General features: G+C 65.9%; 21 protein-coding genes and 1 pseudogene. 8 read left to right on the top strand and 14 right to left on the bottom strand.

Annotated elements, in window-relative coordinates:
• Positions 1-40: 40 nt before the first annotated feature.
• Complete coding sequence (locus tag ACOYYX_RS28365) at positions 41-1294, top strand: competence/damage-inducible protein A (protein WP_422925990.1); 1254 nt, start codon at positions 41-43, stop codon at positions 1292-1294.
• 1 nt (position 1295) lies between these two features.
• Here the strand turns inward: ACOYYX_RS28365 and ACOYYX_RS28360 are convergent, their stop codons facing one another.
• Positions 1296-2117 carry a hypothetical protein gene (locus ACOYYX_RS28360; RefSeq protein ID WP_422925988.1) on the bottom strand — a complete coding sequence of 274 codons (822 nt, stop codon included), beginning with the start codon at positions 2115-2117 and terminating at the stop codon, positions 1296-1298.
• A gap of 308 nt (positions 2118-2425) precedes the next feature.
• On the opposite strand from ACOYYX_RS28360, the gene ACOYYX_RS28355 reads away from it, so the two are divergent.
• The 4 genes from ACOYYX_RS28355 to ACOYYX_RS28340 all read left to right on the top strand — a co-directional run bounded on the left by ACOYYX_RS28355 (position 2426) and on the right by ACOYYX_RS28340 (position 8062).
• On the top strand, positions 2426-4609 hold the full coding sequence (locus ACOYYX_RS28355; RefSeq protein ID WP_422925986.1) for a DUF1549 and DUF1553 domain-containing protein: 2184 nt from the start codon (positions 2426-2428) through the stop codon (positions 4607-4609).
• A gap of 5 nt (positions 4610-4614) precedes the next feature.
• Entirely contained in the window at positions 4615-6006 is a 1392-nt protein-coding gene (locus tag ACOYYX_RS28350; protein ID WP_422925984.1) for a DUF1501 domain-containing protein, read from the top strand.
• A gap of 119 nt (positions 6007-6125) precedes the next feature.
• Positions 6126-7295, top strand: coding sequence for a tRNA pseudouridine(13) synthase TruD (gene truD, locus ACOYYX_RS28345; RefSeq protein WP_422925982.1), 1170 nt, complete (start codon positions 6126-6128; stop codon positions 7293-7295).
• A 5-nt stretch (positions 7296-7300) separates the two neighbouring features.
• Positions 7301-8062, top strand: coding sequence for an RluA family pseudouridine synthase (locus ACOYYX_RS28340; RefSeq protein WP_422925980.1), 762 nt, complete (start codon positions 7301-7303; stop codon positions 8060-8062).
• 427 nt (positions 8063-8489) lie between these two features.
• Here the strand turns inward: ACOYYX_RS28340 and ACOYYX_RS28335 are convergent.
• Positions 8490-9254: pseudogene (locus ACOYYX_RS28335) on the bottom strand (fused DSP-PTPase phosphatase/NAD kinase-like protein); the annotation flags it as partial.
• Positions 9255-10305: 1051 nt separating this feature from the next.
• Between ACOYYX_RS28335 and ACOYYX_RS28330 the strand changes: the two are divergent.
• Both ACOYYX_RS28330 and ACOYYX_RS28325 read left to right on the top strand, forming a co-directional pair.
• Positions 10306-11691, top strand: a complete 1386-nt coding sequence (locus tag ACOYYX_RS28330; protein WP_422925978.1) for an ArnT family glycosyltransferase — start codon at positions 10306-10308, stop codon at positions 11689-11691.
• Positions 11652-13151 carry a hypothetical protein gene (locus tag ACOYYX_RS28325; RefSeq protein ID WP_422925976.1) on the top strand — a complete coding sequence of 500 codons (1500 nt, stop codon included), beginning with the start codon at positions 11652-11654 and terminating at the stop codon, positions 13149-13151. The genes ACOYYX_RS28330 and ACOYYX_RS28325 overlap by 40 nt, the downstream gene beginning before the upstream one ends.
• Here the strand turns inward: ACOYYX_RS28325 and ACOYYX_RS28320 are convergent.
• The 3 genes from ACOYYX_RS28320 to ACOYYX_RS28310 all read right to left on the bottom strand — a co-directional run bounded on the left by ACOYYX_RS28320 (position 13148) and on the right by ACOYYX_RS28310 (position 14806).
• Positions 13148-13333 carry a hypothetical protein gene (locus tag ACOYYX_RS28320; RefSeq protein ID WP_422925974.1) on the bottom strand — a complete coding sequence of 62 codons (186 nt, stop codon included), beginning with the start codon at positions 13331-13333 and terminating at the stop codon, positions 13148-13150. The genes ACOYYX_RS28325 and ACOYYX_RS28320 overlap by 4 nt on opposite strands.
• Positions 13330-13890, bottom strand: coding sequence for a DUF6677 family protein (locus ACOYYX_RS28315; protein ID WP_422925972.1), 561 nt, complete (start codon positions 13888-13890; stop codon positions 13330-13332). Before ACOYYX_RS28315 ends, ACOYYX_RS28320 begins: the two co-directional genes overlap by 4 nt.
• 73 nt (positions 13891-13963) lie before the next feature.
• The gene (locus ACOYYX_RS28310; RefSeq protein ID WP_422925970.1) at positions 13964-14806 is read right to left on the bottom strand and encodes an ExeA family protein; all 843 of its coding nucleotides are present in this window, start codon (positions 14804-14806) and stop codon (positions 13964-13966) included.
• A gap of 255 nt (positions 14807-15061) precedes the next feature.
• On the opposite strand from ACOYYX_RS28310, the gene ACOYYX_RS28305 reads away from it, so the two are divergent.
• Positions 15062-15766, top strand: coding sequence for an RsmE family RNA methyltransferase (locus ACOYYX_RS28305; RefSeq protein WP_422925968.1), 705 nt, complete (start codon positions 15062-15064; stop codon positions 15764-15766).
• A gap of 19 nt (positions 15767-15785) precedes the next feature.
• Here the strand turns inward: ACOYYX_RS28305 and ACOYYX_RS28300 are convergent, their stop codons facing one another.
• The 9 genes from ACOYYX_RS28300 to ACOYYX_RS28260 form a co-directional block, all read right to left on the bottom strand.
• On the bottom strand, positions 15786-16196 hold the full coding sequence (locus ACOYYX_RS28300) for a VOC family protein (RefSeq protein WP_422925966.1): 411 nt from the start codon (positions 16194-16196) through the stop codon (positions 15786-15788).
• A gap of 252 nt (positions 16197-16448) precedes the next feature.
• Positions 16449-17408, bottom strand: a complete 960-nt coding sequence (locus ACOYYX_RS28295; protein ID WP_422925964.1) for an alpha/beta hydrolase family protein — start codon at positions 17406-17408, stop codon at positions 16449-16451.
• A 57-nt stretch (positions 17409-17465) separates the two neighbouring features.
• On the bottom strand, positions 17466-18665 hold the full coding sequence (locus tag ACOYYX_RS28290) for an AI-2E family transporter (protein WP_422925962.1): 1200 nt from the start codon (positions 18663-18665) through the stop codon (positions 17466-17468).
• 400 nt (positions 18666-19065) lie between these two features.
• Complete coding sequence (locus tag ACOYYX_RS28285) at positions 19066-20172, bottom strand: MlaD family protein (protein WP_422925960.1); 1107 nt, start codon at positions 20170-20172, stop codon at positions 19066-19068.
• A gap of 24 nt (positions 20173-20196) precedes the next feature.
• A complete protein-coding gene (locus ACOYYX_RS28280) occupies positions 20197-21036 on the bottom strand; it encodes an ABC transporter ATP-binding protein (RefSeq protein WP_422925958.1) in 840 nt (279 codons plus the stop codon).
• A complete protein-coding gene (locus ACOYYX_RS28275; protein ID WP_422925956.1) occupies positions 21033-21887 on the bottom strand; it encodes an MlaE family ABC transporter permease in 855 nt (284 codons plus the stop codon). The genes ACOYYX_RS28280 and ACOYYX_RS28275 overlap by 4 nt, the downstream gene beginning before the upstream one ends.
• Positions 21888-22172: 285 nt before the next feature.
• A complete protein-coding gene (locus ACOYYX_RS28270; protein WP_422925954.1) occupies positions 22173-23732 on the bottom strand; it encodes a Gfo/Idh/MocA family protein in 1560 nt (519 codons plus the stop codon).
• Between the two features lie 106 nt (positions 23733-23838).
• Positions 23839-24537 (bottom strand): DoxX family protein, encoded by a 699-nt coding sequence (locus ACOYYX_RS28265; RefSeq protein ID WP_422925952.1) that lies wholly within the window; start codon positions 24535-24537, stop codon positions 23839-23841.
• A 346-nt stretch (positions 24538-24883) separates the two neighbouring features.
• A complete protein-coding gene (locus tag ACOYYX_RS28260) occupies positions 24884-25891 on the bottom strand; it encodes an FAD:protein FMN transferase (RefSeq protein ID WP_422925950.1) in 1008 nt (335 codons plus the stop codon).
• Positions 25892-26249 lie beyond the last annotated feature (358 nt).

Raw genomic sequence — 26249 nt, 5'->3', positions numbered from 1 at the left:
GCCAGCCGCGGGTCGTCGAATCGCCGGGGAGCACGCGTCGATGAAGGCCGAGATTATTTCGATCGGGTCGGAGATCACCAGTGGGCAGAGCCTCGACACGAATAGCCAGTGGCTGAGCCGAGGCCTGTCCGCCATCGGCGTCCCGGTCCACTTCCACACGACGCTGGGAGACGACCTGGAGGAGAACATCGAGGCCTTCCGGATCGCGTCCAGGCGGGCCGACCTCGTGCTGTCGACCGGCGGCCTCGGGCCGACGCAGGACGACCTGACCCGTGAGGCCCTCGCGATCGTCGGGGGAGTCCCGCTCGTCGAGGACGCCGCCTCGCTCGCGGCGATCGCCGAGATGTTCGCCAGACGCAACCGCGTCATGGCCGAAAGGAACCGGGTCCAGGCCCTCTTCCCGCAAGGAGCCGAAGTCCTGCCGAACCGCGTCGGGACCGCGCCTGGGATCTGGATGAAGGTCGGCAACTCGACCTTCGGCTGCATGCCGGGCGTCCCCTCCGAGATGCGGATCATGTTCGAAGAACAGGTCGCCCCTCGTCTGCGCGGGATCGGCGGCCAGGGCCGGGTGATCGTACACCGGAAAATCAACCTCTTCGGCAGGGGTGAATCGGAACTCGAGGCCGACGCGATGGACCTGACCGCCCGGGGCCGTCATCCCGAGGTCGGCATCACCGCCCACGACGCCACGATCAGCTTCCGGGTCACGGCCGAAGGCACCTCTGAAGCAGAAGCCCTCCGCGCCATCGAGCCCACGATCGCCCTGATCCGCGAGCGATTCGCCGAGTTGATCGTCGGAGAGGGGACCGAGGACGTCGCCGAGGCCCTCGTCGCCCAGCTCGTCCGCACGAACTCGACTCTCGCGGTGGCCGAATCCTGCACCGGGGGCCTCATCGCCCACCTCATCACGGCTCTGCCCGGGGTTAGCCCATACTTCCCGGGGGGCGTCGTCTCGTACGCGAACGAGGTCAAGGAATCGATCCTGGGCGTTCCCCGAGAGTTGCTCGAAGCCTACGGGGCCGTCAGCGAGGAGGTGGCCATCGCGATGGCGAAGGGGGTCCGTGAACGCCTCGGCGCCAGGATCGGCCTGAGCGTCACCGGGATCGCAGGGCCGACGGGGGGCACGCCCACGAAGCCGGTCGGGCTCGTCTATCTCGGCCTCGCGACGGCCGACCGCGTCCAGACCCGCCGCCTCGACATCGGCCCCGACCAGCCCCGCGACACCATCCAGCGGCGCGCGGCCAAGCAGGCGATCAACTGGGTCCGGCTCAATCTCCTCAGGGAGAACGGTTGAATCAACCCGCCTTGTGGACGAGTTGGCCCCCCTCGACCGTCCAGCCCTTCCAGAGCGGAGCAATCTCGGGATGATGGTCACGGCACCAGGCCGTGGCCTCATCGATCATTTTAGTCTGGGCAGCGCGATCCCCTTGGTTCTTCAGAGCGTGACGCAAAAGACAGGCTAACTCCTGATTCGGCCCCGCCGTGTCGCAAGCCTGATCGAGGCGTCGGCCCGCCCCGGGGTCTCCCTTCGCGCCGGAAACCAGCACGAACGAGGCCCAGAGCTGGATCTCCGGATCCTGATGCGCGGCCAGGACCTCGAGCGGAGCCTTGGGGACCTCGACCCCGTCGATCGCGGCCAGGGCCAGGGGCCGTGCCAGCACGAGCCGGAGCCAATCCGGCCAGCCCGGGCTCTTCGCCACGGCGTTCACGTAAGCCGCGGGATCCCTCGCCACCAACTCGGAGTTCATCGACTCTGCCAGGAGGTATCTCGCGAGCGTCGGCAGGGGCTTCCGCAAGGACATCTCCCAGCGCTGATCCTGGTTCAGCTTCGGATCTTTCCCCAAAGCGTATGCCGCCTGAATCCGCTCAACTTCCGTCTTACTGGCGTCATGGACGACGTAAATTCGCCCCCAGACGTCTCGCATCGACCAGACACCGTAGCCGAACCAGCTCACCAGTGAGAGAACCGCAACCAGCCCGGCGATCCCGAAATAGAAGAGCCCGCCGTACTTCTCCTGCTGGGACCGACGCGAGGGCGGGTCCGGGGTGACGATCGGCAACGACGGGAACACCGGTAAAGACTTGCCGTCCCCTTCGAATCGGATGTGAGGTTCCATGCGCTTGCCATTCTGTTCCCGGGATTTTCGACGATTCCACGACCTCGAATTCCTTCGCCGTCTCTCGAAATCACCTTCGCAGTTTGATCGTCCGGGGACAAGTCCCTCCGCGTTCGTCGCTTGATTGGGATAGGTTAAGAATCTCTCGCCCCGCCCGTGATTCAATACGAATTCCATCAGACTCGGACGATTTGATGCATGCGTCGAGGCTTATCGGGCCCGCGACACGACGGGGCCCTTCGTGTAAGATGAGCCGGCTGGACTCGATCGCCGGAGTTGCAGGCGGTGGCCGTTCTCGAGGGGGGACCGTGCGAATCAGACGTGGATGGATCGCGATTGCCATGGCGCTGGGGGGGATCGTCTCGACGGCCGCCGGTGCCGAAAACACCGAGCCCGAACTCTGGTCCCTGAGCCCGGTCGTCCGCCCCGAGATCCCGACGGAGGCCAAGGGCCAGCCCAACCCGATCGACGCCTTCCTCGCGGCCGAGTATCGCGAAAAGAAGCTGGAGCCACTAGCCACGGCCGATAAGTCGACCTTGCTCCGGCGCGTGACCCTCGATCTGACCGGCCTGCCGCCGACGCCCGCCGAGCTTGATGCCTTCCTCCAGGACGAGTCGGCGAACGCCTATGAGTCGGTCGTCGACCGCCTGCTGGCCAGCGACCAGCATGGCGTGCGGTTCGGCCGGCACTGGCTCGACGTCCTCCGCTACGCCGATGTCGACGAGCGCATGGTGGCCGCGCCCGGGATCCACCTCTGGCGAGAGTGGATCATACGCGCCTTGAACGACGACACCCCGTACGACGAGTTCGTCAGGGCCCAGCTCACCGGCTTCCGGAGCTCGGATAGGACCCAGATGACCGCCACCGGCCGTCGCACCCGCAAGGAGCCACGGCCGGACGACATGTTCGCGCTCGGCCTGCTGGCCAGGGGGGCCGTCCTCCGCGACGGCAAGGACGGCGGGGAACTGCCCATCGCCGCCGTGGAGACGGTCTCTTCCGCCTTCATGGGCCTGACCGTGGCCTGCGCCAAGTGCCACGACCACATGTACGACCCGATCAAGCAGAGTGATTACTACGCGATGAAGGCGCTCTTCGACCCGCTGGTCCTCCGCAAGGTGACGCTTGCCTCCCCGGCCGAGCTCCTCGCCGAGGGCCGCGCGATAGAAGAGGCCGAGCGTAAGCGGGTCCAGGCCGAGGCTCCGATCAACGAATTGCTCGCCCCTTACAAGAAACGCCTCTATGACGACCGCGTGGCGATGCTCCCGGCCGACATCCGCGCCATCATCCTCAAACCCGAAGGGGAGCGAACCGACGCCGAGCAGAAGATCGCCGACGACTATTTCCCCGTCCTCCGGATCGACACGGACAAGATCCTCGAGATCATGCCCGAGGCGGATAAGGCGCGTTTCCGCGAACTCCAGTCCCGCCAGAACGGGGCGAGCAACGGCGGCAGGCGAGGCCCCGGTCTCCCCGCCTTCTGGACGGTGGAGGTCGATCCCAGGCGGGCCGAGGAGCCCAGCTACATCCTCACCAGCGGCGAACCCGATCGCCCCGAGAAGGATCGCCCGGTCAAACCCGGCTGGCCCTTCGCCCCGGCGGGGCAAAAGTTTCGCGAGGGTCGGATCGAGGCCTTCTCCGACTGGCTGACCGCCCCCGAGAACCCACTCTTCGCCCGAGTCGCCGTCAACCGACTCTGGCAGTGGCATTTCGGCGAGGGCCTGCACCGGTCGCCGAGCGACTTCGGCGAGCTCGGCGGGGTACCGGCGAACCGTCCCTTGCTCGACTGGCTGGCTTCGGAGTTCGCCAACCGCGGCTTCAGCATGAAGGTCATGCACCGGCTGATGGTCACGTCGGAAGCGTACAAGCGATCCTCCGAGACGAACAACGAGGTCGCCCGATCCGATAGCGCGATCGACCCGACGAACGCCTATTTCTGGAGTTATCCGCTCCGACGCCTAGACGCCGAATCGATCTGGGACGGGATCTGGACCGCGGCCGGCGACCTCGACCGCAGCGTAGGCGGCACGTCCTTCGACTCGGCCGGTGGCGGGGGCCGGGGCGGCCAGCGTGACGGATCGACTCCCGGTTCCAATGCCGGCAGATCCAGGCCCAACCGCCGCGCGGCGTTCATGATCCGGGGCTATTCGACCAACCGAGACGTCCTGCCCAACTTCCTCCAGGCGTTCGACGTCGACGACGGCCGCGTCCCTTGCCCGGTCCGGACCCGCACGGTCTCGCCGCCCCAGGCCCTCTTCCTCATGAACAGCGAGCCGATCGAGCGGGCGACGCAGAAGTTCGCCGATCGCCTCAAGGATGAGGCGGGTGGGAAGCTCGAGGCGGCCGTGGACCTCGCCTATCGGATCACCCTGACTCGGAGCCCGACGACGTCGGAGCGAGAGCGGGCGATGGCCTATCTCGAAGGGGACGCCGCCCGCCTCAAGGGGCTGGCCTGGCTCGTCTTCAACCTCGACGAATTCCTCTACGTCCGGTGACCACCATGAGCCTCGACGCACTCTACCCCTGCGGGCGGGTCTCCCGACGCGGCTTCCTCAGAGGCGCCGGCGGTTTCCTCGGCGCGGCGCTGGGGGGCCTCTGGACCGACGCCGGCGAGATCGAAGAGGGGACCCTCCACGGCCCGCACTTCGAGCCCAAGGCGAAGTCGGTCATCTTCCTGTTCATGTGCGGGGGTGTCAGCCACATCGACACCTTCGACCCCAAGGACAACAAGTGGGCCGGCAAGCTCATCGACGCCATCGGCTTCGGCGACAACAACGCGGAGATGAGGCGCCCGGTCATCCACTGCGAGCGGAAATTCAAGCACTACGGCGAGTCGGGGATGCCGGTCTCCGACTGGTTCCCGCACGTCGGGGGCATCGCCGACGATATCGCCCTCGTCCGCTCGATGTGGTGTCACGAGGGGAACCACTTCCCGGCGGTGATCGAGACCTGCACGGGGCATCGGGGCCGTCCGTTCGACCACCCGACGTTCGGGAGCTGGGTCTCGTACGCCCTCGGCAGCGCCAATCAGAACATGCCGACCTTCGTGAACATCGGCCGGCCTTCGTCCCCCGTGCAACTGACCGGGGGCTACCTCGGCGCGACGGTCTCCGCCACCCCCTTCCAGGCGGGCGACACGCCGATCCCGAATCTGAAGCCGCCGAGGGGCTCGAGCGCCTCCGACCGCGAGCTTCGGATGAAGGCCCTGGACGACCTGAACCGCGACTTCCGGGAGCGCTACGCCCTCGAATCCGACATCAGTGCCCGCACCAAGGCTTATGAACTCGCCGCGCGGATGCAGCTCTCGGCCCCCGAGGCGGTCGGAATCTCCGACGAGCCCAAGCACGTCCTGGACCTCTACGGGATCGGCGAGGAGCCGACCGACGAGTTCGGCCGCCAGCTCCTCATGGCCCGGCGGATGGCCGAGCGGGGCGTCCGCTTCATCCAGGTCTGTCACGCCGGCGGCGGCAACGGCGCCTGGGATGCCCACGGCGACATCCGCACCCACGCCCCCCTCTGTCGGGCGACGGACAAGCCGATCGCCGGCCTGATTCGCGACCTCAAGGCCCGTGGCCTGCTCGACTCAACACTCGTTGTCTGGACGAGTGAGTTCGGCCGCAGCCCCTGGTCGCAGAACACGACCGGCCGCGACCACAATCCGCGAGGCTATTGCTCGTGGCTCGCCGGCGGCGGCGTCAAGGGGGGCACGATCCACGGCGCGACCGACGACGTGGGATACAAGGCCGTCGAGAACCCGCACTACTACAGCGACCTCCACGCCACGATCCTCCAGCAGCTCGGCCTCGACCACAAAAAGATGGAGATCCAAGTCCTCGGGCGCACAATGAAGCTGATCGAGTCGGGCAAGCCGATCATGGACATCCTGGCCTGAGCCGACGAAGCCAACTCGCGTCAGGGCCGCCGATCCTGGTAGCATGGCCGGAGATCGCCCGTCGCCGACGATTCGCGTCGCGAGGGCCCTGCCGGGTCGTTGCTCCGTCCGAGAGGGTCATGAAGCTCAAGCGCCAGGCCGAGGATTTCCGCGTTGAAGAACTGCCGCTCGTCACGGGGGGGAACCGAGGCCGGTTCGTCTTCTACCGACTCACCAAGCGAGGCCTCGGGACGCTCGAGGCCGTCGAGGCGATCTGCCGCCGCTGGAACATCGCCGGCCGTCGCCTGAGCTATGGCGGCCTCAAGGACCGACACGCGGTCACGATCCAGTATCTGACCATCTTCGAAGGCCCCGAGCGTCCCTTGCACGAGGCGAGCTTCGACCTCGAACCGCTGGGCCGGCTCGAATTCCCCTACGCCCCGACCCATTTCCAGGGGAACCGGTTCGTCGTCGTCCTGCGGTCGATGACCAACGAGGCGCTCGAGAAGGCCGTGAAAGCCGTGGGCCAGCTCCCGCGCGACGGCCTGCCGAACTACTTCGACGACCAGCGCTTCGGCTCGGTCGGATTCGGAGGCGGGTTCATCGGCCATGCCTGGCTCGTCGGCGAGCACGAGAGGGCCTTCAAACTTGCTGTGGCCGAGCCGAACGCGTCGGACCGGCCGGGTACGAAGGCCGAGAAGGTGATTCTCAACGAGTGCTGGGGCAACTGGGCCGAGGCCAAGGCCCGGCTCGATCGCTCCCACGCGAGGAGCCTCGTCACCTATCTCGTCGACCACCCGACCGACTTCCGCGGCGCCTTCGCCCGCGTCCGCCGCGAGTTGCGATCGCTCTACTTCTCCGCCTTCCAGAGCCATCTCTGGAACCTGATCCTGGGCAGGAAGATCATCTCCACGACGCGCCCCGAACAGCGTGTGGACATCGACTTCAAGGTCGCCTCGCTCCCCATCCATCGGGGACTCGACGAGGAACAGGCGGCGATCCTCAAATCCTGCCAGTTGCCGCTCCCCTCGTCGCGGACTCATCTCACCGAAGGTCCGGACCGGGATGTCGCCGTCGAGGTCCTGAAGGAGTTCGGATTAAACTGGGAAGATATGCGAGTGCGTCACCTCAAGGACGTCTTCTTCTCGAAGGGGCTCCGGCCCGCACTCTTCTTCGCCAACCGCCTCGAGCACGAGTCGAGCATCGACGAGTTGGAGCCGGGAAAGAAGAAGCTCCGACTCGCCTTCGAACTTCCCAAGGGGGCGTATGCCACCCTCGTGGTGAAGCGCGTCACCGACGCCGCGGAATGATCCGAATGCCCCTCGAACCGATCGCTTCAAAGCCCATGCTGGAAATCCTGCTCGAAGACAATCACTGCCTGGCCGTGAACAAGCCCGCGGGGCTGCTGGCCCAAGGGGACGAGACCGGGGAAATCTCGCTCGTCGACGAGGCCCGCGAGTACATCCGGGCGAAGTACCAGAAGCCCGGCAACGTCTTCATCGGCCTGGTCCATCGCCTCGACCGCCCGACCTCCGGCGTGACCCTCCTGGCCAGGACAAGCAAGGGGGCCGACCGCCTCGCCGCTCAGTTCCGCGACGGCTCGGTGGAAAAGGTCTACTGGGCGATCGTCGAGGGGAACCTCGAAGGCGAGTCGGGAGAATGGCACGACACGCTGCTGAAGGACGAGCGGCGTAACGTCGTGAGCATCGTCCCGCCGGGGACTCCCGGGGGTAAGCCGGCGGGGCTGGGGTATCGCGTGCTGGGAACGACCGCGGGCCGCACCTGGCTCGAGGTGCGGCCCGTCACGGGGAGGAGCCACCAGATTCGCGTGCAGCTCGCCGAGCGTGGCTTCCCGATCGTCGGCGACCGGAAGTATGGGGCGACCTCAACCCTCCTCGCATCGGATGGGGGAGGGCGGGTCGCACTCCACGCTCAGTCGATCACTTTCCGTCACCCGACGCGCCCGGAATCGATTTCAGTCGTCGCTTCGGTGCCGGCAGACTGGCCTTCGTCAAGGTTTTCCACGAAGGAAGGGCCGTCCGGCTCCAGTATGCCAGGGGCATTCCCAGGCCCGTGACGACGAGCGCGGCATAGGGGTGCCAGGAGGTCGAGTCGCTGGGTGCGGTGGCGTTCGACTCCTCTTCCTCGCGACGCGAGGCCAGATCCGTGTTGACGGCCGTCGCGTCGACCTTGGCCTTCTCCACATTCGGCGCGTTGTCGGGCTTCGTTGCGGTCGCCGGGGCGGGCTCTTCGGTCTTCGGGGCCTCGGCACTCGCGGACGACGCCGGGGTCGGGGCCGGCGGATTGGTGGCCGCCGTCGGAGCAGGAGCCGTCGACGCAGGGGCCGCAGCGGACGGGGCGGGAGCCGCGGCCGGCGCCTGGGCGGGCGCGGTCGAGGGGTTGAGGCTCTCGAGGTATTTGGTCGCGGCCTGCCAGAAGGCCTTGTCGGAGAGGCCCAGGGACTCCGCCTCGCGGGACGCGGCGGCGGCATCGATTCGGTCGACCGTCATGCGGCGAATATACCAAAGAACGCCGGCGCGGGTGCCGTCGTTGTCGCAAAAGTAAAGAGGACGTGCGTCGGCCAGGGCGATTTCTTCGTTGAAACGGGATATATGATTAGAATCCACTTGTTTCAGACCAATCGGCAATACCACATATCGCATGCCGCGTTTCGTCACTTCTTCGGCGAAGGCGAATGAAGCCTGCATCTCGCTGATGTCGCGGACGTCGAGGATCGTCTTGTAGCCCTTCTCCACCAACCAGTCGAGGCCTTCGTTCGTGGGGAGGCTGCCGCCCGCGAGCCGATTCTCGACGACCTGGAACCGGCGAATGCCGGGGGCGGCGCTCACCTCGGCGGGGGGCGTCGTGATCGTCTCGGCAGCCTTCGCGGGCTCGCTCTCGATGGGAGGGTGGGGATTCGCGGGTGCCGCTTCCTGAGCGGGGGTCAGGGGCTCGGGCTTGCTGTTGCTCGGTGTAGGCGAGGACGTCTCGGCGACGGGGACTTCTTCGTTGGTCCACTCGTGAGGGACTTCCACGGGGGGGAGGTTCTCGAGGAGGCTGTCCGAAGACTCGGCGGCCGAGGCCAACGGGTCCGACCTCCGCGCCGACCCAGTGGCCGGCTCGGAGGTCGTGACCAAAGTCCTGGTCAGGCTGTCACCTCGAGCGCGGCCGAGTCGGTTCCGCGCTCCGGTGGCCTCATAGTTTGCACGATTGCCCGACTTGGCCGCGCCCGTCTCGCCGGCCGGCTTGCCGGGCTCCGCCGAGGGCATCTTCTCGTTCGGCCCGAGCGGGGAGAGATCGGTCGGCGTCTCGGCGGGTGAGGACGGAGACATCGGGACGATCGGGGCCGGCGTGACGACAGGGTCGGGGGAGACGATGGCGGGGCTCGTCACGAGAGGAGCCTCGGCACCGAGGGTCGGGCCGTAATATGTCGTCGTGCTCCGATTGAAGATCCGTTCACGCAGTCGGGTGAAGTGGCTGCCGATCCCGGAGCCGATGCTGCTGCCGCATGGGCTCGAGCCGCAAGGGCTGGACCCGCAGGGGCTTCCGCCGCATGCGCCCGATAAGCCGGACTGGCAGCCGACGCCGGCGAGGCTGAACGCCGCGAGCATCAGCAAGGGGAGCGATCGACGCAGGAACGCGCCCTGCACGGCCGGTGCCCCTCGCGCGGAGCGACCGGTCCCTAACCATCGCATCGTCAACATATTCTGTATCTCCCGTCTTCCGACACCGCTACGCGCGTCACGGCCCCTCCTGCCTGGCGGCCGCCGGCCCTTGTCTCGCCGATCGAGCGATCGGGGAGATTCGGGGCTTCCGGCCGTGATAGGGTAGTCCGACCTTCTGATGTCCAGTCCGCTTCGGATCCGTCCAGCTGCGGAAGCGGTGGCCATGATCGGGCGCGAGGCTGCCGCGGTCGGGGGACCGAGGAGAGATCGCGATCGAAGGGCATGCGCCGGCGGATCCGAAAGACGGTTCGCATCGGGACGCTCGTTGGTGTCAACTCAAATCGTTAGCTACTAATCCCTGACGCGACGGGCAGAGGAGGTCCCCTCCCGCCTTCTCGACGTCTTCATCGTCGGGCGTAATCGCGCCCGAACGACGCGGGCAACATTGGCCCCCTTCGGCCCAAGGCGGTCGACGGGGGCATGGTGCCTGGTGCGGTCTCCGGGTGACGACCGAACGCTAAGGATCGTCGATGCAAACTTAGCCGACATTCGCACCGTTGCCAAAATTTCCGCTTGATTTCTACAATGAAATTTCGGCCAACTACCGCTTATCCCGCAAAGCTTTCCCAAGCTCCCAAGTATCGATGGAGTGGACATGTCCGACCCCGGTGCCAAGGCCGCCGAAACGACCCCTTCCCGCCGTTCGACCTGGCTCCTTGCGCTGATCGTGGGAATCGTCACAGGGTCCTATTTCGCCATCGGGCTGAAGACCGAGCCCTCCTTCGTCGATGAGTGGGCGTACATTTCTCAATCTTATTACGCTTCTCTCTTTTTCGACGGTTCTCGCGATCACGCCGCCTGGCTCGATTATCCGGCCTATGACCTCCCCCCCTTGCCGAAGTACCTGATCGGCGGGGCACTCTCGCTCGCCCAGTATCCGCTCCCGGGCCCGGCCGACGCGCGGAAGTGGTACAACAACATCAAGTATGAGTGTGGCCCACACGCGATGCTGCGACCCGCGCGAATCCCATCCGCGATCATCGGCATGGCCGGCTGCGTGGCCCTCTTCGGGATCGGCACCCTCGCCTTCGATCGGACCACCGGTGTCATCGCCGCCGCGCTCCTCGCGATCAACCCGCTCTACCGGATGCATGCGCGCCGAGCCATGTCGGACGTGATCGCCGAGGCCCTCATCGTGCTCTCGGTCTTGTGCGCGCTCTGGGCCTGGAAGCGCATCCTCGAAGGGCAGGGCGGGCGGATGGCTCGCTGGGCGGCGATCGTCGCCGCCGGGGTCTTCGGCGGGTTCGCGGCGCTGGCCAAACTCAACGGGGGCCTTGCGATGATCCACGTCGTCCTACTCTCGGCGATGGCCGTCGCCTACTGGCACGCGAGCGTCGGTCGCCGATTCGAGTTCGTGGCCGCCGGGATCGTCGCTGGGCTGGTCTCGCTGGCGACCTTCGTCGCGTTCAATCCCTTCGTGACCGCGCACCCTCAGCAGAAGAACTCCGCCCAGATCCAGGCGTTCGAGAAGATGAAGTGGTGGGAGCGGGCCATCTACCTGGTGACGTTCCGGGCCAATGTGTCGAGCGGCCAGCAGAAGGCTTTCCCGCACAATGCGCTGCGAACCGCACCCGAGAAGCTCGAGACGGTGGCGGTCCAGGGATTCGGCCGGTTCGGGCCGATGGGGCCCAAGCAGACTGACTCGACGCGTCGGTTCGACTTCGCCCAGGACAAAGGTGCCATCGTCTGGTTACCCTGGGTACTGGCCGGCGGCGTGCTGGCCTGGCTGGCCGGGCGGCGACAGTGGCGCGAGGGCGAGCCGACGACGGGATGGGCGCTGTTGGCGATCTCTCTGGTGAGCCTCGTGGTCGTCTCGTCGTACCTCCCCCTGGCCTGGGACCGCTACTTCATCTCGCTCCAACCCTGGTCGGCGCTTCTGGGAGCGGCCCCACTGGCCGCCCTGCTGCACGCCGCAAAACGTGGCCCTCGAGGATTGAAAACGTGGCAGTCGCCCGTCGAGTCGATGTCGGAGTCTTCCTGATCCTCCTCGTCAGCTACGCCTACTTCTGGCACTCGCGCGACTGGAACAGTTCCAGCCGCCTGATGCTTGCGTACGCTCTCGGGGATCGAGGGACGGTCAGCCTCGACGGGCTCGACCAGCAGACGGGGGACATCGCCCACTTCAAGGGGCACTATTACTGCGACAAATTGCCGGGTTTCCCGATCCTGGCGACCCCCGTCTACCTCGTCCTAAAGCTGATTCTCCAGCTACCGAGCCATCCTCTGGGACAGGCGGCGATCGCTTACTGGAAGGCCGATTACTGGGTAACACTCGGGACCTCGGGCGTCATCACGGCCCTCACGGGGGTCATCCTCGCGGGGCTGGCTCGCGACCTCGGCTGCGGGCCCAGGCGTTCCGCAATCGTCGCGCTGGCTTATGGGCTAGCGACTCCCGCCTATGCTTATGCGACGCTCGCTTACGGGCATCAGGCCTCGGCGTTCGCCCTGCTCGCGTCGTTCGCGTTGTTATGGCGTGTTGAGACGCGAAGGACCACACTCCGCATGGTGACGGCGGGTTCCCTGGCGGCGTATGCGTCGGTGGTCGAGTTGCAGGTCGGGCCGATTTCGGCGATCCTCGGCCTCTACTTACTGGCCCAGGTGATCGGCGGGCGACGGAAGGTCTCGACACTCGGGGATTTCACCGTGGGGGCCCTGGTGCCGAGCCTGCTCCTGCTCGGCTACAACCAACTGGCCTTCGGCTCCCCCTGGGACATGGGGTACTTCCACCACGCGACGGCGATCTTCCGCGACGTGCATTCGGCGAAGAACCCGCTGGGCATGGGGGCGCCCAACTGGTCGCACGCCCTCCCTCTGGTCTGGGGAGGGCACCGCGGGATCCTCTTCTACGCCCCGATTCTGCTCCTCTCGATCCCCGGCTGGGTCTTCCTCCTGCTCCGACGCTGGTATGGCGTGGGGATCGTGTCGGCCCTGGTCTGTGCCGCCGTCTTCCTCGTGAACCTGGCGTATCCCGAGTGGTCGGGGGGCTGGTCGACGGGGCCAAGGCTCCTCGTCCCGCTCCTGCCGTTCGCCATGCTGCCGGTGGCGGGCCTGCTGTCGACGGGCTGGCGGCCCATCGTCGCGATCGCGGGCGTGCTTTCGATGGCGGGGGGAGCGATCCTCCTCCTCTTCCAGGGAGCCGGGGCCCGGATCCCGCAGGACATCCTCGACCCGCTCCGCGAGTTCGTCTGGCCGCGCTGGGCGGGCGAACCGCTGCCTGCGAACTTGCCCGGGACCAGGTTCGACCGGACCGTCATCGATCTGATCCGGCCGGACGCCTTCCAGGAACTCTCGCCGAGCTGGCAGTGGCTCCAGTTCGTCCCACTCGTGGTGGTCCAGCTCGGGCTGGTCGGCTTGCTCCTGGTTCGGCTCCGCCCTTCGAATACGAACTCGGACACGACCGGGGGCGAAGCCGAGGCAACGGCTCCCGACAGCGCGGTCTAGACGGCCGTGTTGATCAGGAGGAGGAAGGCCGTCGTGATGACGATGATGCCGAGGAGCATGCCGCAGAGTCGCGCGGCATGCATCCAGATCTTCGGCCACGATTCATGTCGCGATGCGGCATAGACCAGGCTGATCGCGACGACGAGGGGGATCACCAGCCAGTAGACGAAGATGTGGCTCATGCCGACCCCTCCAGCTTGACGGCCTCGAGCTTCACCGGCTCCGAAGTCACGACCTCGCCTGCCTTCGGCGCGGCCTCTTCCTCATCGTGTTCGAGATTCGCCGGGCCTTCGTAGGCGTCGTAGATCGCGAGGATATTCAGCAGGCCGGCGATCGTCGTATAGATCGTGCCGACCTCGACGAGCTTACCCAGCCCGGCGTGGAGCCCGTTGATCACGTTCTGCGGAGGCTCGGCCATGAATCCCCAGAAGAGGGGCGTGATGCCGTAGTAGGAGAGCGTCCCCTGGATCAGGGCAGGCAGGGCGGGGAGCCCGACGAAGAACTGGCCGAGATAATGGAGGCAGAACTTCTCGGGGTTCTGGAAGGGGTGTACCCACCGCCAGTAGACGATCTTGCCGTCGCCGAGGACGAGGCCCGTGAAGTACAGGCTGAGGATGCAGACGGCATAGAGAATCCCTTTGCCGGTCCTCCCCTGATAGAAATGCCCGAGGCCTGGGCAGAGCCAGGCGAGCAGGGCGGCCTTGTAGGGATTGCGAAGGGAAATCGAGGTTGGGGTCATCTCGCACAAGCCGGTAGGGTTTCTGGAGTCCGATCACTCGGCACATCCCTGGCGAGCGGACCAGCCACGCGGGTCATCTTAGCATGAAGCGTTGGCCGTCGACTACCCCGGGAAGATGACACTCGCCCCCATCGTCGCCGGTATTGCATTCCATCGCGACGCCGTCGATGAGGTCGGGCGGGATGATCTCCAGGCCCTTGATCGCCCCCGCCATCAAGGCCAGCGTCGCCAGCCTATCGACCCCTCGCGGTACCCCCTCGCTGACCATGTGGAGCCGCTGCAATGCCCTCGGAGTGAAGGTCGGCTCGACCCGACCGGCGGCCGATAGCTTCCCGTCCAGGTAGCGCTCGACCTCCGACTGGGTCAGGGGCACAAGCCGGATGGCCAGCGACCAGGCCAGATTCTGGGCCTGCGACGAGGATCCACCTCGCGAAACGACCAGAACGGTGAGACGCGAATCCGGATGAGAATCGATCCGACCGAGCATCTCGAAATTGAAGGGCTCCACTGCCTGGAGGAGATCCTGGCCGTCGTCGATGGCCAGCACCGGCTGGAGCCTCTGCATCCTACAAAGCCTCAGACCGTCGGCTAGGCCCTTCCAGGCCGTCGTACGCGAGGCGCCATTCGGGACTCGAACTCCCAGACATTCGGCCAGAGTCGAGAGCAGGAGCGTCGCATCGATCGGGGCCCGGGCGAGGGCGATCCGCCTTGAAGGAGACCTGACCTCGGCCAGCGCGCGAGCCAGCACGCACGACTTACCCAGGCCGGCCCCCGCGCAAATCATGGCGAAACGCTGGCTGGACTCGATCGTCTGCACGATCCGGGCGACCGCCTCGTCATGGGCCGGCAACGGGATGTAGGGGGAAGCCGTGTCGACGAACGGCTCGCGAGCCAGCTTCCAATGGCGTTTCCACACGTTCTGCAAGTCTCCGGCCTGTCGATGCGATGGCGAGGGCCCAGCTCATTCGCTCAACCTCGTCGGATGGCGAAAAGCTCGGGCCAACGAGCTGCGAATTCGGGCGCCGAGTGCTTTGAGCGTTACTCGGCGAAGTCTCTCGACCTCGACGGGCTCCGCCTGCCCGATCCATCCAGGCGGGGTTGAGGTCGCCTCCATCTCCTACAATCGGATAAGATCGACCCCTCGCTTTCGTCGAACCGGGGAGGAGCTTGGGTGGCCGACCGATTCTATTGTCCCGCAATGCCTTCGAACGATCAGATCATTCTGGAGGGCGACGAGGCGAAGCACCTCAGCCGGGTCCGGCGCCTGGGCGTGGGCGACCGCGTCGAGGTCTTCGACGGAAAAGGGTTCGCCACAGTGGCAGAGGTCATCGCCGTGATGCGCGACCGCGTCGAGCTTCGCCCCGAAGGCATTCCACTGCCCGACCGCGAGCCCCCGATCAAGCTCACCCTGGCGACAGCCGTACCCAAGGGGGATCGGTTCGACTGGCTGATCGAGAAGCTGACCGAGCTCGGGGTCTGGCGGCTCCAGCCGATCATCACCGAGCGATCCGTCGTCGACCCGCGCGGCGCCAAGCTCGACCGCCTCCGACGCGCCATCGTCGAGGCGTCGAAGCAATGCGGCCGGAACCGGCTCATGGAGCTCGAGCGGCCCATCGCCTGGAGGAGCTGGCTCGAGGCCGCAAAGGACCCGGCCCGCCTGATCGCTCACCCCGGCGGGAGCCCGGCCCGATCGTGGCCGGCGGTCAATGCCGGCGAATCGGCGACGCTAGCGATCGGTCCCGAAGGGGGATTCACCGATGGCGAAGTCGACGAGGCTAAGGAATGCGGCTGGATTCCCGTGAGCCTGGGTCAAACCCTGCTTCGCATCGAGACAGCCGGGATCGCGGGGGCAACCCTCCTGCTGTCAAACGGCTGAGCCTCGGGCCTTCGCACGATCAGGTCCACTGGCCGCCCGAGCGGTCCTCGTAGATGGACCAAACATAGCCATCCGGGTCCTTGAGGGCGAATTCGCGCCAGCCCCAGCTCTGGTCGGTCGGCTCGCCGGAGACGCTCAGCATCGCCCCTTCATCGAGGCAGTGGTGGTAGAACGCATCGATGTTTTCGACGCGCAGTTGTAGGTGGATGCCGACGCCGGGCTTGGTGTCGGCGAACTCGGCGGAGTGGCTCTCGCGAGGGTGGAGCATCAGGCTGAAGTCGCCGATCCGGAGGATGGCGAGGCTGATCGGGGCACCTTCGCTCTCGGCGTGGACCTGGGCGACCTCGGCTCCGACGACCTCGTTATAGAACTCGAGCGACTTGAGGACATCGTCCACGTACAGGAAGACGCTGGTAACCTTGGCCTGCATCCGCAACCCCCTTGTCGCCTGAGCGAGAACTCTCTGCGCCGGAGGATACCCCGAAGCCTCGCTTCCCGCAACGTGGCCCGTCATCCAAATCGAGTCTCACTTCCCCAGCTACCAAAGCCCCCAGCCGCCTGCCTCTGGGGGCTTTGATGAGGCTGCGCAAGCCGGGTTCAGTCTGAGGGCATCTCGACCCATGACACATGTTCGGCGTCGATCAACTTCCCCTTCGACCCGAGGGGGGAGTTTGCTCGGGAGTTATTTGGGGATCTCGCTCGCGAAGAAGTCGACCGTCTCTCGGATCGCGGGGAGGAGGAAGCCGACGGACGAGTAATGCCCGCAGTCGTACCAGCGGATCGGGGGCTTGCCGGCCGCGAACCAGAGGGCCCTCGCGGAGGCGGGGGGGATCACCTCGTCGACGTTACCGGCCATCATGAAGATCCGCTTGCCGACGAGCCTGTCGGCGTAGGTGAGGGGATCGAGCGGCTTCGTGAGCGCGACGAGGTCCTCGTAAGACTTCCCGGCCTCGATCCACAACGTCTTGTACTTGGCCCCCTCGGGCATCTGCCAGAGGATCTGGGCGAGGTCGCCACCCGCGAGCAGAAACGCCGCGCGATTGATGGCCGGATCTGCCGCGGACGCCAGCGAGGCGACGATGCCACCGAGGCTGATCCCGGCGACGCCGATCTTCTGGGGGTCGACCTCCGGCTGGTTTGCCAGCCAGGCCGCCGCGCGTCGGACGTCGCAGACCCCTTGCCTCATCGACTGGACCGACCGCTCGATGTCGCTGGAGAGGAACTTCTTGTCGTCCCCCGCGGGACGACGCTCGCCGTAGTAGGGCAATTTCACGAACAGGGCGCAGACCCCGCGTTCGGCCAGTCGTGCGGCGACGTATCGCGAGAGGGCGAAGTCGGCGCCGAGGATGTGCAGGACCACAACCGCCGGCCGACGCGCCAGTCCGGTCGGGCAGAAGTACTCGGCATGCACCGTGTTGTTGACCGGATCGGGGGACTCGATCGGCGAGGGGAACCGGACGAGAGAGACGCGGAATGTACCGTTGTCATACTTCGGCTCGCGCTCGAAGGAGAAGGTGGCCGCGGGGAGTCGGAATCGCTCCGGGACCTGGTTCTCCATCGCGGTTGGGCGAAACTTCGCGTCGCCCCGCTCGATATCCGTCGCCGTGATCGCGAGCAGCAAGGTCAATCCGTGCCAGACCAAGGGTGTCGCTCCAGGGTTGCGAGTAGGGAACAGTTCAGGGCCGACTCCTCCTGCCGATCAGGGCCTGCCGAACGTGCTAGCTCCATGTGGCATGTTCACCTTGTTCCCGTCCGCGGTCGCGGCGGCCCCGAGCGGGCCGGGGCTGTCGGGAGGCGGGTCATCGACGGGGGCGTTATTCCCCTTGGAGAACGCGGGGGTCTTCCAGTCGCGGCTCATCAGCTCGGCCCAGCGATTCAGCTCGGGCACCGTCTGGAAGACGAGCTTGATGGTCACCGCGATCGGCATCGCCAAAACGAGGCCGACCAGTCCCCAGAGGAAGCCCCAGAAGAGGCAGAAGATCAGCACGGTCGTTCCGTTCAGGTCCAGGGACCGGCCCAGGATGAACGGGGTCACGACGTAACCTTCGACCGAGACCACGGCGAGATAGATCGAGGCGACGATCAGCGCATCCCCCATCGAACCCGAGTGCCCCAGGGCGACCAGGGTCGGGAGCGAGCCGCCGATGATCTGGCCGACGTAAGGAATGAAGTTCGTGATCGCAGCGATCAGGCCGAGGGCGAACGGATACTTCACCTTGAGGAGCCAGAGCGCCAGCGCGACGACCGTCCCCAGGCCGAGGTTGATGACCGTCCTGGCGACGAGATACGACTGGATCTGGAGCGTGAGCCGGGAGAGGGTCCGCCCCGCGGTCTGTGCGTCACCTGGCGTCGAGGCGAAGAAGCGGATGACCTTCGGCGTGAGCATCTCGCTCTCGGCGAGCAGGAAGAGCACCAGGATCAGGATGAAGAGCCCCTGGGCCACGGTGAACGTGAGGTCGGTGAGCCCGTAACGCAGGTTATCGATCAGCAGCGTGCGGTTCGCGTCGCCGAGGAGGTCGATGGTCCCCGGCTCGGGGAGGATCCCGCGCAACGACGGATGGTCCCGGATCAGGTCATTGAGCAGGCGGCTGGCCTGTCCTGAAAGGTGCTCCACGTCGGCCGGCAGTGAGTTGGCAGCCTGGACCAGGCTCTCGGCCGCGAGGGTCGAGGCGTAGAGGCCGCAGAGGACGGTCAGCATGAAAAGCAGGACGGCCGAGCCCGTGGGCCCGACGGGCAGGATCCGCCTGAGGAATGATGTCAGCGGCGACAGCATGCAGGCGAGGACGAGCGCCAACGCGACCGGGATCAGGATCGCCTTGAGCAGATAGAGGGCCGCGATGACCCCCAGGGTGGCGAGGACGACCAGGGAGGGGCTGGTCTGCTTCGGGATTCGATCCACGCTTACTCCCTCCTCCGAATCGCGCGGAACGCTCCCGCGATCACCTGCTGCCATCTTCACTCGACGAACGGACGTTCGCAAGAGGATCGCTCGGCCGAGCCGGCCCGGGCCATATTACCACCCATCTCTCTCGGAACGAGGGCGGCACGGTTGGGACGGACGATCGGTGTCCAGGGAACAACGAATGCTCACCCCGAGCATTCCCACCTGCGAAGACCATGCCTCTTTGATCGGGACGTCGCGATTTCGAGGATGACTCTTTCTCGTCGTGGCCCCAGATCGTGGGATTCCCGAGGCTCTCGAGGCCCGGAACGAACGCGAGCCCTCGACCCCTCCGCGAGATTGGGAAGGCCGAGGGATGTTCGGAGTCGAAGCCGATTCGAGACGATAGCCGCGAGGATCAACGCGAGAGGGCACCTCGGGTCATCGCCGACGGATCCTTGGCGACCTTCTCGGCGAAGGTCCGGAACGAGGTGATGATCGGACGGAATCCGACCAGGGCCTCGTTGGCCGTGATCGACATCCGATTCAGGTTGTCGTAAAGGTCGGACTTCATGATGAGCTTCTGGATGCTGCCGTCGGGATTCAGGTTGCCCCGGCCATCGGAGAGCTGCCTCGAAAGCAGGTGGATGTCGGAGAGGATCAGATTGAGCCGGCGGATCGCCTGTCCGAAATCCGTCGAGGGGAGGGCGGAGGTATTCGCCCCGAGCTCGCGGAAGAGGGGCGCGGCGGCGGCGAGGCTCGAATCGGCGCGGGCGAAGGTCGAGGCGAAGCGGTCGAGCCCCGTCTTGAGCGTCTGGACCGTGGCCGCGTCGAGGGCGGTGTTGACCTTGCTCGTCACCTCTTTCAGGTTGGTGACGGCGGGCTGGAAATCCCCCTCGTTGGCGGCGATGAACCGATCGATCCCCGAGGCGGCGGCCGAGACGCGATGCCCGGTCTTCGTCCAGGTCTCCATGAACTCGTTGAGGTTCCCCGCGCTCTTGGAGACCTCGGCGATCCCCTTGGCCGCGAGGTCGATCGAGGCCAGCGTCGATCCGGCCTTCTCGAAGGCCTGGGTGGCGGCGGCCATGGCCTTCGAAGGGTCTGCCGCGACGGTCCCCTCGATGATCGGGGCGTCCTTGGCGGTCTTGGCCGTCGGCATCAGGCCGGGGCCCTTGCCGGGCAGGAGGTCGATCGAGACGTCGCCGATCAGCGATCGCGAGAGCTGGGGGATCGAGCCTTCGCGGATCTTGTATTTCTTGTCGAGGGAGAGGGTGACGAGGATGCCGTCGGGCTTATCCGCGCGTTCGTCGAAGATGATGGACGTGACCTCGCCCACGCGGATCCCGCTCTTGCGCACGGGGATCCCCTCGCTGACGCCCGGGGCTTCCTGGTAGTGCACGACGACGAAGACGTGGTCGCGCAGCAGCGAGGGGGACTCGCCGAACCAGACGATCAGCATGGTCAAGACCAGGCCCGCCACGATGACGAACATGCCGATCCGAAATTGCATGACCCGTTCGTTCATGGCCTTCCTCTTCGCGGTTTGCCGCTATCTGTCACGGTTTTGGGCCAGCTCTCGGAGGCGTTCGCCCGCCTCGCCACGCACAAACTGGCGAACGCGGTCGTCGGGGTGATCGTCGAGCCCTGTCGGTGGACCGTCATAGAGAACCTGCGAGTCGTTCGGGCCAAGGCGGGCGAGGGGATAGAGCATCACCACGCGGTCGGCGACCTTGTAGACGGTCTTCATGTCGTGGGTCACCACGACCCCGGTCGCCCTCTTGGTGCGCTTGGTCTGGAGGATGAGCTCGTTAATGACGTCGCTCATGATCGGGTCGAGGCCCGTGGTCGGCTCGTCGTAGAGCATGACCTCGGGGTTCAGGGCCAGGGCCCTGGCGAGGCCGACGCGCTTGCGCTGGCCGCCCGAGAGCTCGGCCGGCTTCTTGTGCTCGAGGCCGGCGGGCAGGCCGACCTCGAGGAGCCGGTCGGCGACCACGCGTTCGAGTTCCTCCTCGTCGCACAGGTTGTGCTCGCGAGGGCCGAACGCGACGTTGTCGTAGATGGTGAGGCTGTCGAAGAGCGCGGCCATCTGGAAGAGGAAGCCGAACCGGAGCCGCATCCTCGTCATCTCTTGCTCGTCGAGCGAGGCGAGGTCCCGCTTGTCGAACTTGACGGTCCCGATGGTCGGGTTCAGGAGGCCGATCATCAGCTTCAAGAGCACGGTCTTGCCGCAGCCGCTCTCGCCGATGATGCAGAGGGTCTCCCCCTTCTTCACCCTCAGGGTCAGCTCGCGGAGGACCGTCTGATGGCGGAAGCGCATCGTCAGGCCGATCAGCTCGATGATCGGGGGGGCGTGCTCAAGGTGGTCGCCTTCCGACGAAGGGGTACTCATAGCAAGCCCGCCGACTGTGGCCAGATCGCCTTGTACACGGCGTTCCAGGCGATGCCGATGGTGAAGTCCAGGAACAGGATCGCGATGAACGAATAGACGAAGGCCTCGGTCGCCGCCTTGCCCACCCCTTCGGCACCGGCCTTGGAGTGAAAGCCTCGATGGCAACTGATCAACGCGATCGCCGCGCCGAAGAAGAAGCTCTTGAAGACCCCGGCGAAGAGGTCGAGCCCTCCCACGTACTCCCTCGAGTGCTGCCAGTAGGCGAATGAGTCGACCATCATCAGCTGGGTGCTGACGACGGCACCGCCGATTACCCCCATGAAGTCGGCCATCAGTGTCAGGAGTGGGATCAAGAGGAAACAGGCCAGGAAACGAGGGACCACCAGGTAGTGGATCGGGTTCGTCCCCAAGGCGGTGAGTGCGTCAATCTGCTCCGTGACCCGCATGGTGCCAAGTTCGGCTGACATGGCCGAGCCGACCCGGCCCGCCAGCATGGTTGCTGCAAGTACCGGGCCCAACTCTTTCACGAGCGAAATATTGATGACCGAGCCGAGCCGAGTGGCCAGGCCCATCATTGCGAACTGGCTGTGGGCCTGGACCGCGAGGACCATGCCGATGAACGTCCCGGTGATCGCCACGACGGGGACGCTCATGACGCCGATCGCGTAGAAGTTGGGGATCAAGACCGACCACCGCGTGCGGCGGCGGACCAGCCACGCCAGCGTCAGGGCGGAGAAGAGGGCGACGTCGCCGATATCGGCGACGATATCAAAGGCCTGCTCGCCGACACGATGGACGGGAGTGGTGGGGCTCGACCCGTTCTGGGGCGCAGGGAGCGAGACGACGGCCATCCCTGGAACACTCCTCACTCCATCCCCGCGATGAGGACGGACTACTCGGCAAATGTCCAGGCAAGGGTTGAACCGTCGACGACGATCGATCTACCCCTCCCTGGGTACTCTCGTCATTCTCGGCATTCGCGGAAAATTTGGCAAGGCCGACTGAATCGATGAAATGATCCGAATCCGCGAGAGGCGTAACTACGAAAAATCTCCCTCAGGGCGGCGAATTCCGCCCTGAGGGAGATGGGTTGTTGCGAGAAGATACGACTGGCGACGGGTTGTCTCGTCTCCGGTTCAGCTCGTCTTGGCGACGTCGTGCTTCGATCCCTCGGGGACCTCGGGCGACGCATAGTCGAACCAGCGCTCGTCGAACTCGATCCGGCGCTTCTCACGCATGGCGATGTTGCTGGTGAGGGCGATGACCGCGTCCGCGAGGGCGACCTCGCCCCGGCAACGAGGCTGGTGGTCCTTGTCGGCGTGATAGTTCGAGGCGTCGCCGTGGCGGACGCAGAAGGCGAAGTGCTCGAGCTCCTCGCGATAGCCTCGCGAGGGATCGGCCGTCGCCAGGCCGCCCAGCGACGAAGCGGCCGAGGGGCCGGCGGTGCTCGGGCTGGCCTCGATCACCGGCTTGCCGCCGCCATTCTTCTCGACGGCGATGCTGGTCGTCCTCGAGAGGTTGGCGTTGCCCGACTCCTTGTAGAGCAGGATTTCCTTCTCGGCCTCGACGATCATCGTGCCGCGGGAGCCGTAGATCGTCTCGCCGTAGTTCTCGAATGAGTTCGTGTTGATCGACGAGTAGGTGACCACGACGTGGTCATTCTTCGCGACGCCGGGGAACTCGAACGTGACGAAGACGTGATCGTCGACCTCGCGGCCGTCGGTGTAGAAGAAGGTGCCGCCGATGCCCGTGACGGCGAGCGGGTGCTTCTTGCCGAGGAAGATCGAGCAGGCGTCGAGTTGGTGACTGCCGAGCTCGGCCATGAGGCCCGCCCCCGTGCGGTTGTAAAGCCGCCAGCGGATCAGCTCATCCAGGCTCTTGTACCCGTACTTGGCGAAGTCGATCTTCTTGTCGGCCTCGACGATGTCGGGCTTCCAGCCGTCGACGTACACGATGTTCCCCTCGACGTCCTTGACGTACTCGGGGAGCCCTGTGTTGGGATCGTAGATCGGCTTGCCGGCCTTGTCGCGGGCGAGCCTCGGCTGGGCGTTGTTGCGGTGCCAGAGGGCCCGGATGTGGCGGATGTCGCCGAGGTGGCCGTTCTGGACGAGGTAGTTGGCGTTGTCGTAGAGGACCGAGTAGTGGCGCTGGTGGCCGATGGCGAGGAGCTTGTTCGTCTCGCGAGCGACCCGGCACATCTCCTTGCACTCCTGGACGGAGTGCGCCATCAGCTTCTCGCAGAAGACATGCTTGCCCGCCTTCATGGCCTCGATGGCGATCGGGGCATGCAGCCAGAGGGGCAGCGCGATGACGACCATCTCGACGTCGGGGTCGGCCAGCATCTCTTTATAGTCGGCGTAGCGCTTGAGCTTGGCGACGTCGTCCGCGGAGTACTGCTTGTGGGCGCCGAATTCCTTGAGCCCGCGCTCGAGCTGCGAGGGACGGATGTCGCACGTCCCGATGAAGGTCAGGTAATCGCGGTTGTGGTCCCGGATCATCGCCTGGCAGCCTTCGTTGCCGGTGCCGATGATCGCGGCGCGGACCGGCGGGCGGTCGAGCTTGTCGTATCCGAAGTAGAAGGCGCCCAGGGCCGGCACGGCGGCGGCGGCCTTGAGCATATCTCGGCGCGTCACGCCGAGGGCCCGGTTCGCATTCTCGCGGCCCAGGGCACGCTGTTCGGGAGTGAGGTTCGTCATCGCGGAGTCCCTCGTGGGTCGTGAAATCCTGGGTTCGGACAGGCGTCGTTCAGTACGGTCGGATGTGGTTTGAAGTTCGGTTCGACGTGCATGCGTCTCGGCCTCGTCAACGAGCCTGGGCGTACGCCTCGGCTTCCGCTTCCTCTCGGGCCTGCTCACGGCGTCGACGGCCCTTGCCGAAGAGCAGGGCGTCGAGCCCGATCCAGTGCCCGCTCGGCGTGCAAGCGATGAAGAGGCAGGCGAGCATCTCGATGAGGTTCTTGTTGACGATGAAGTAGTGCCCCTCGGCGAGGGGGTTCGGGGGCATGCCGGGCCAGGGGGGCATGCTCATGTAGATCTGGCCGAGGAAGACCGCGCCCGCGAGGGCGGCCAGCGGCGTGAAGAACCCGAGGATGAGGCAGGTCCCCATCGCCACGAGTCCCCACATCGTCGAGAGGTTGACCCAGTCGATGCTGGTCTTCGGAGCCTTGTACGGCCCCGCGGCTTCGCGCTGATCCGGGTTCGCGATGTTCGTCACGCCCTCGACGAGCCGGGCCTCGATCGCCTTGAAGGGCTCGATCAGCTTCTTGCGGTCGCCGTCAAGGTCCTTGCGCTTGGCGTAGGCACGCTCCAGTTCGAACGAGAGGGCCCCGGGTTTCTTCTCGGTCTTCTGGACCTGGACGAGGTCGCGGATGTACTGGTTCCGCTTCTCGGTCTGTTCCTTGTCCTGATGCCAGATCATGGCCTCTTCGTTGGCCTTGTCGAGCAGGGGCTTCGTCTTCTGCTGCTGCTCCTGGGTCAGGTTGTAGTGGGTTGAGAGTTGCAAGACCTCCTCCTCCCATCTCGCCTTGCGCCGATCCGCGTCGAGCATGGCCAGGCCATTGACGTCGGGGACGAGCCCGCGGAAGTAGGGGGAGAGCGGCCCCGCGGAGGCTCGCAGGTAAGGCTCGGCCGTGAACGGCTTGCCGCCCCTCCGCGTCGAGTCGACCTTCTCGAGTCCCTCGTAGAGGAAGTGCCAGCCAATGGCGATTCGGAGCAGGATCAGGAAGAAAGCCCCGAAGAATCCGGGATAGTACCGTCGCGAGGCAGACAGGGGACCCTCCTTTTTCTTGAAGTGAGACGACCCGCCCGCTGCTGGCAGGAGTCAGGCCCGGTCAGGTCGCCGTTTCAAGCTAAGCATCATACGAAAATTCGTCATCGGCCACACCGAACGTCACCACCCTGGGCGAACGATCGCTGGGCCCTTCTTCGATGAAGATCGCACCAATCTCGGGGTGGTCGGAGACGAAGGCGGCGGTGGCTTCGGTCCCGAGCAGGTAGAAGGCGGTGGAGAGCGCATCGGCCTCGGCGGCCGAGGGGGCCAGCACCGTCACGCTGGCCGGCCCCAGGGCGGGCTCGCCGGTCCTGGGGTCGAGGATGTGGCCGTAGACGCGTCCGTCATGGGCGAAGTTCTGGAACGAGGCCCCGGAGGTCCCCATCCCTCGGTTGCGGAGCCGCAAGGTCCCAAGCGGGCTCTCGGGCGCGAACGGGTTCCGGACGACCACCCCCCAGCGACCCCCGAACACCCCCGGAGGCGAACCCAGGGCATAGAGGCTCGAACGCCCCCCATGAATCAGGGCCGAGGTCGGCCACCAGTGCTGTGTGACGAGCTGCGAAGCCCGGTCGATCGCGTAACCCTTGCCGATGCTGCCCAGGTTGATGACGACGCCAGGGAGATCGAACTCGACCGTCCGATGCTCGGGGTCGAGGCGGAGATGGTGCTGCCCCGTCCTCGCGCGGGCGTCGGCGAGGGTCTCGGCATCGGGCACCCGCTTCGGGCCCCGGAAGAAGCCCCAGGCCTCGGAGAGGGCCCCGGCCGTGATATCATAGGCCCCGCCGGTCGCGGTCCCGATGGCCACGGCACGCTCGAGCAGGCGGAAAAGCCCGGCCTCGACCTCGATCGGCCCGAGGTGGGCGTTGGCGTTGAGCCGGCTGACCTCCGAGTCGTCGCGATAGACGGTGAGCTGCGACTCGAGCGCATCGATGATGTTGAGCGCACGCTCGGCCAGCTCGATCCCGCCGGGGGTCTGGGCCCCCAGCCTCATCTCGAAGTACGACCCCATCGCCGGCCGGCTGGCCCGGAGGAGGTCGGTCGATCCGCTCGATGCAGGAGGTTGAGGCGACGGGGAAGTTCGGTCCAATCCCTGCCCGATTCGCCGGAGGCGCATCAGGTCGCGACGATTTACGCGTCTAGGGAAAGGCTTCACTCAACACCTCGGCGGCCCAGGTCGAGCAGAGAATACTCAGAAGGCCCTCGGAAGGAGGGGGGAGGATCGAAGCTGGATTTCGGCAGGCGTCAGCCCATTTAGTATAACAAACGCCAACGCCGCGAGAAGGGGGTAACGGGACCAGGCCACCCCGCGACGATCCTGGAGCCTTATGCACATGCGTGGGCACGTGTGAATCCTTTAAGGATTCGTCGTCGACGCGTCCTGACGGCTGAATTCGCGTCAGGGGAGCTCGGCGCTCGCCCTTCATGATGAGGTCTTGGTGCGTCCG

The sequence above is a fragment of the Singulisphaera chitinilytica genome, from assembly GCF_049331405.1.
Classification (GTDB): domain Bacteria; phylum Planctomycetota; class Planctomycetia; order Isosphaerales; family Isosphaeraceae; genus PoT.
This window is presented reverse-complemented; position numbering and strand designations above follow the sequence as displayed.

Bases quoted from the DNA above. Each gene is read 5' to 3' on its own strand.
- ACOYYX_RS28365 (WP_422925990.1), top strand. From the start codon at position 41: ATGAAGGCCGAGATTATTTCGATCGGGTCGGAGATCACCAGTGGGCAG.
- ACOYYX_RS28360 (WP_422925988.1), bottom strand. From the start codon at position 2,117: ATGGAACCTCACATCCGATTCGAAGGGGACGGCAAGTCTTTACCGGTG.
- ACOYYX_RS28350 (WP_422925984.1), top strand. From the start codon at position 4,615: ATGAGCCTCGACGCACTCTACCCCTGCGGGCGGGTCTCCCGACGCGGC.
- truD (WP_422925982.1), top strand. From the start codon at position 6,126: ATGAAGCTCAAGCGCCAGGCCGAGGATTTCCGCGTTGAAGAACTGCCG.
- ACOYYX_RS28340 (WP_422925980.1), top strand. From the start codon at position 7,301: ATGCCCCTCGAACCGATCGCTTCAAAGCCCATGCTGGAAATCCTGCTC.
- ACOYYX_RS28330 (WP_422925978.1), top strand. From the start codon at position 10,306: ATGTCCGACCCCGGTGCCAAGGCCGCCGAAACGACCCCTTCCCGCCGT.
- ACOYYX_RS28320 (WP_422925974.1), bottom strand. From the start codon at position 13,333: ATGAGCCACATCTTCGTCTACTGGCTGGTGATCCCCCTCGTCGTCGCG.
- ACOYYX_RS28315 (WP_422925972.1), bottom strand. From the start codon at position 13,890: ATGACCCCAACCTCGATTTCCCTTCGCAATCCCTACAAGGCCGCCCTG.
- ACOYYX_RS28300 (WP_422925966.1), bottom strand. From the start codon at position 16,196: ATGCAGGCCAAGGTTACCAGCGTCTTCCTGTACGTGGACGATGTCCTC.
- ACOYYX_RS28285 (WP_422925960.1), bottom strand. From the start codon at position 20,172: ATGAACGAACGGGTCATGCAATTTCGGATCGGCATGTTCGTCATCGTG.
- ACOYYX_RS28280 (WP_422925958.1), bottom strand. From the start codon at position 21,036: ATGAGTACCCCTTCGTCGGAAGGCGACCACCTTGAGCACGCCCCCCCG.
- ACOYYX_RS28275 (WP_422925956.1), bottom strand. From the start codon at position 21,887: ATGGCCGTCGTCTCGCTCCCTGCGCCCCAGAACGGGTCGAGCCCCACC.
- ACOYYX_RS28270 (WP_422925954.1), bottom strand. From the start codon at position 23,732: ATGACGAACCTCACTCCCGAACAGCGTGCCCTGGGCCGCGAGAATGCG.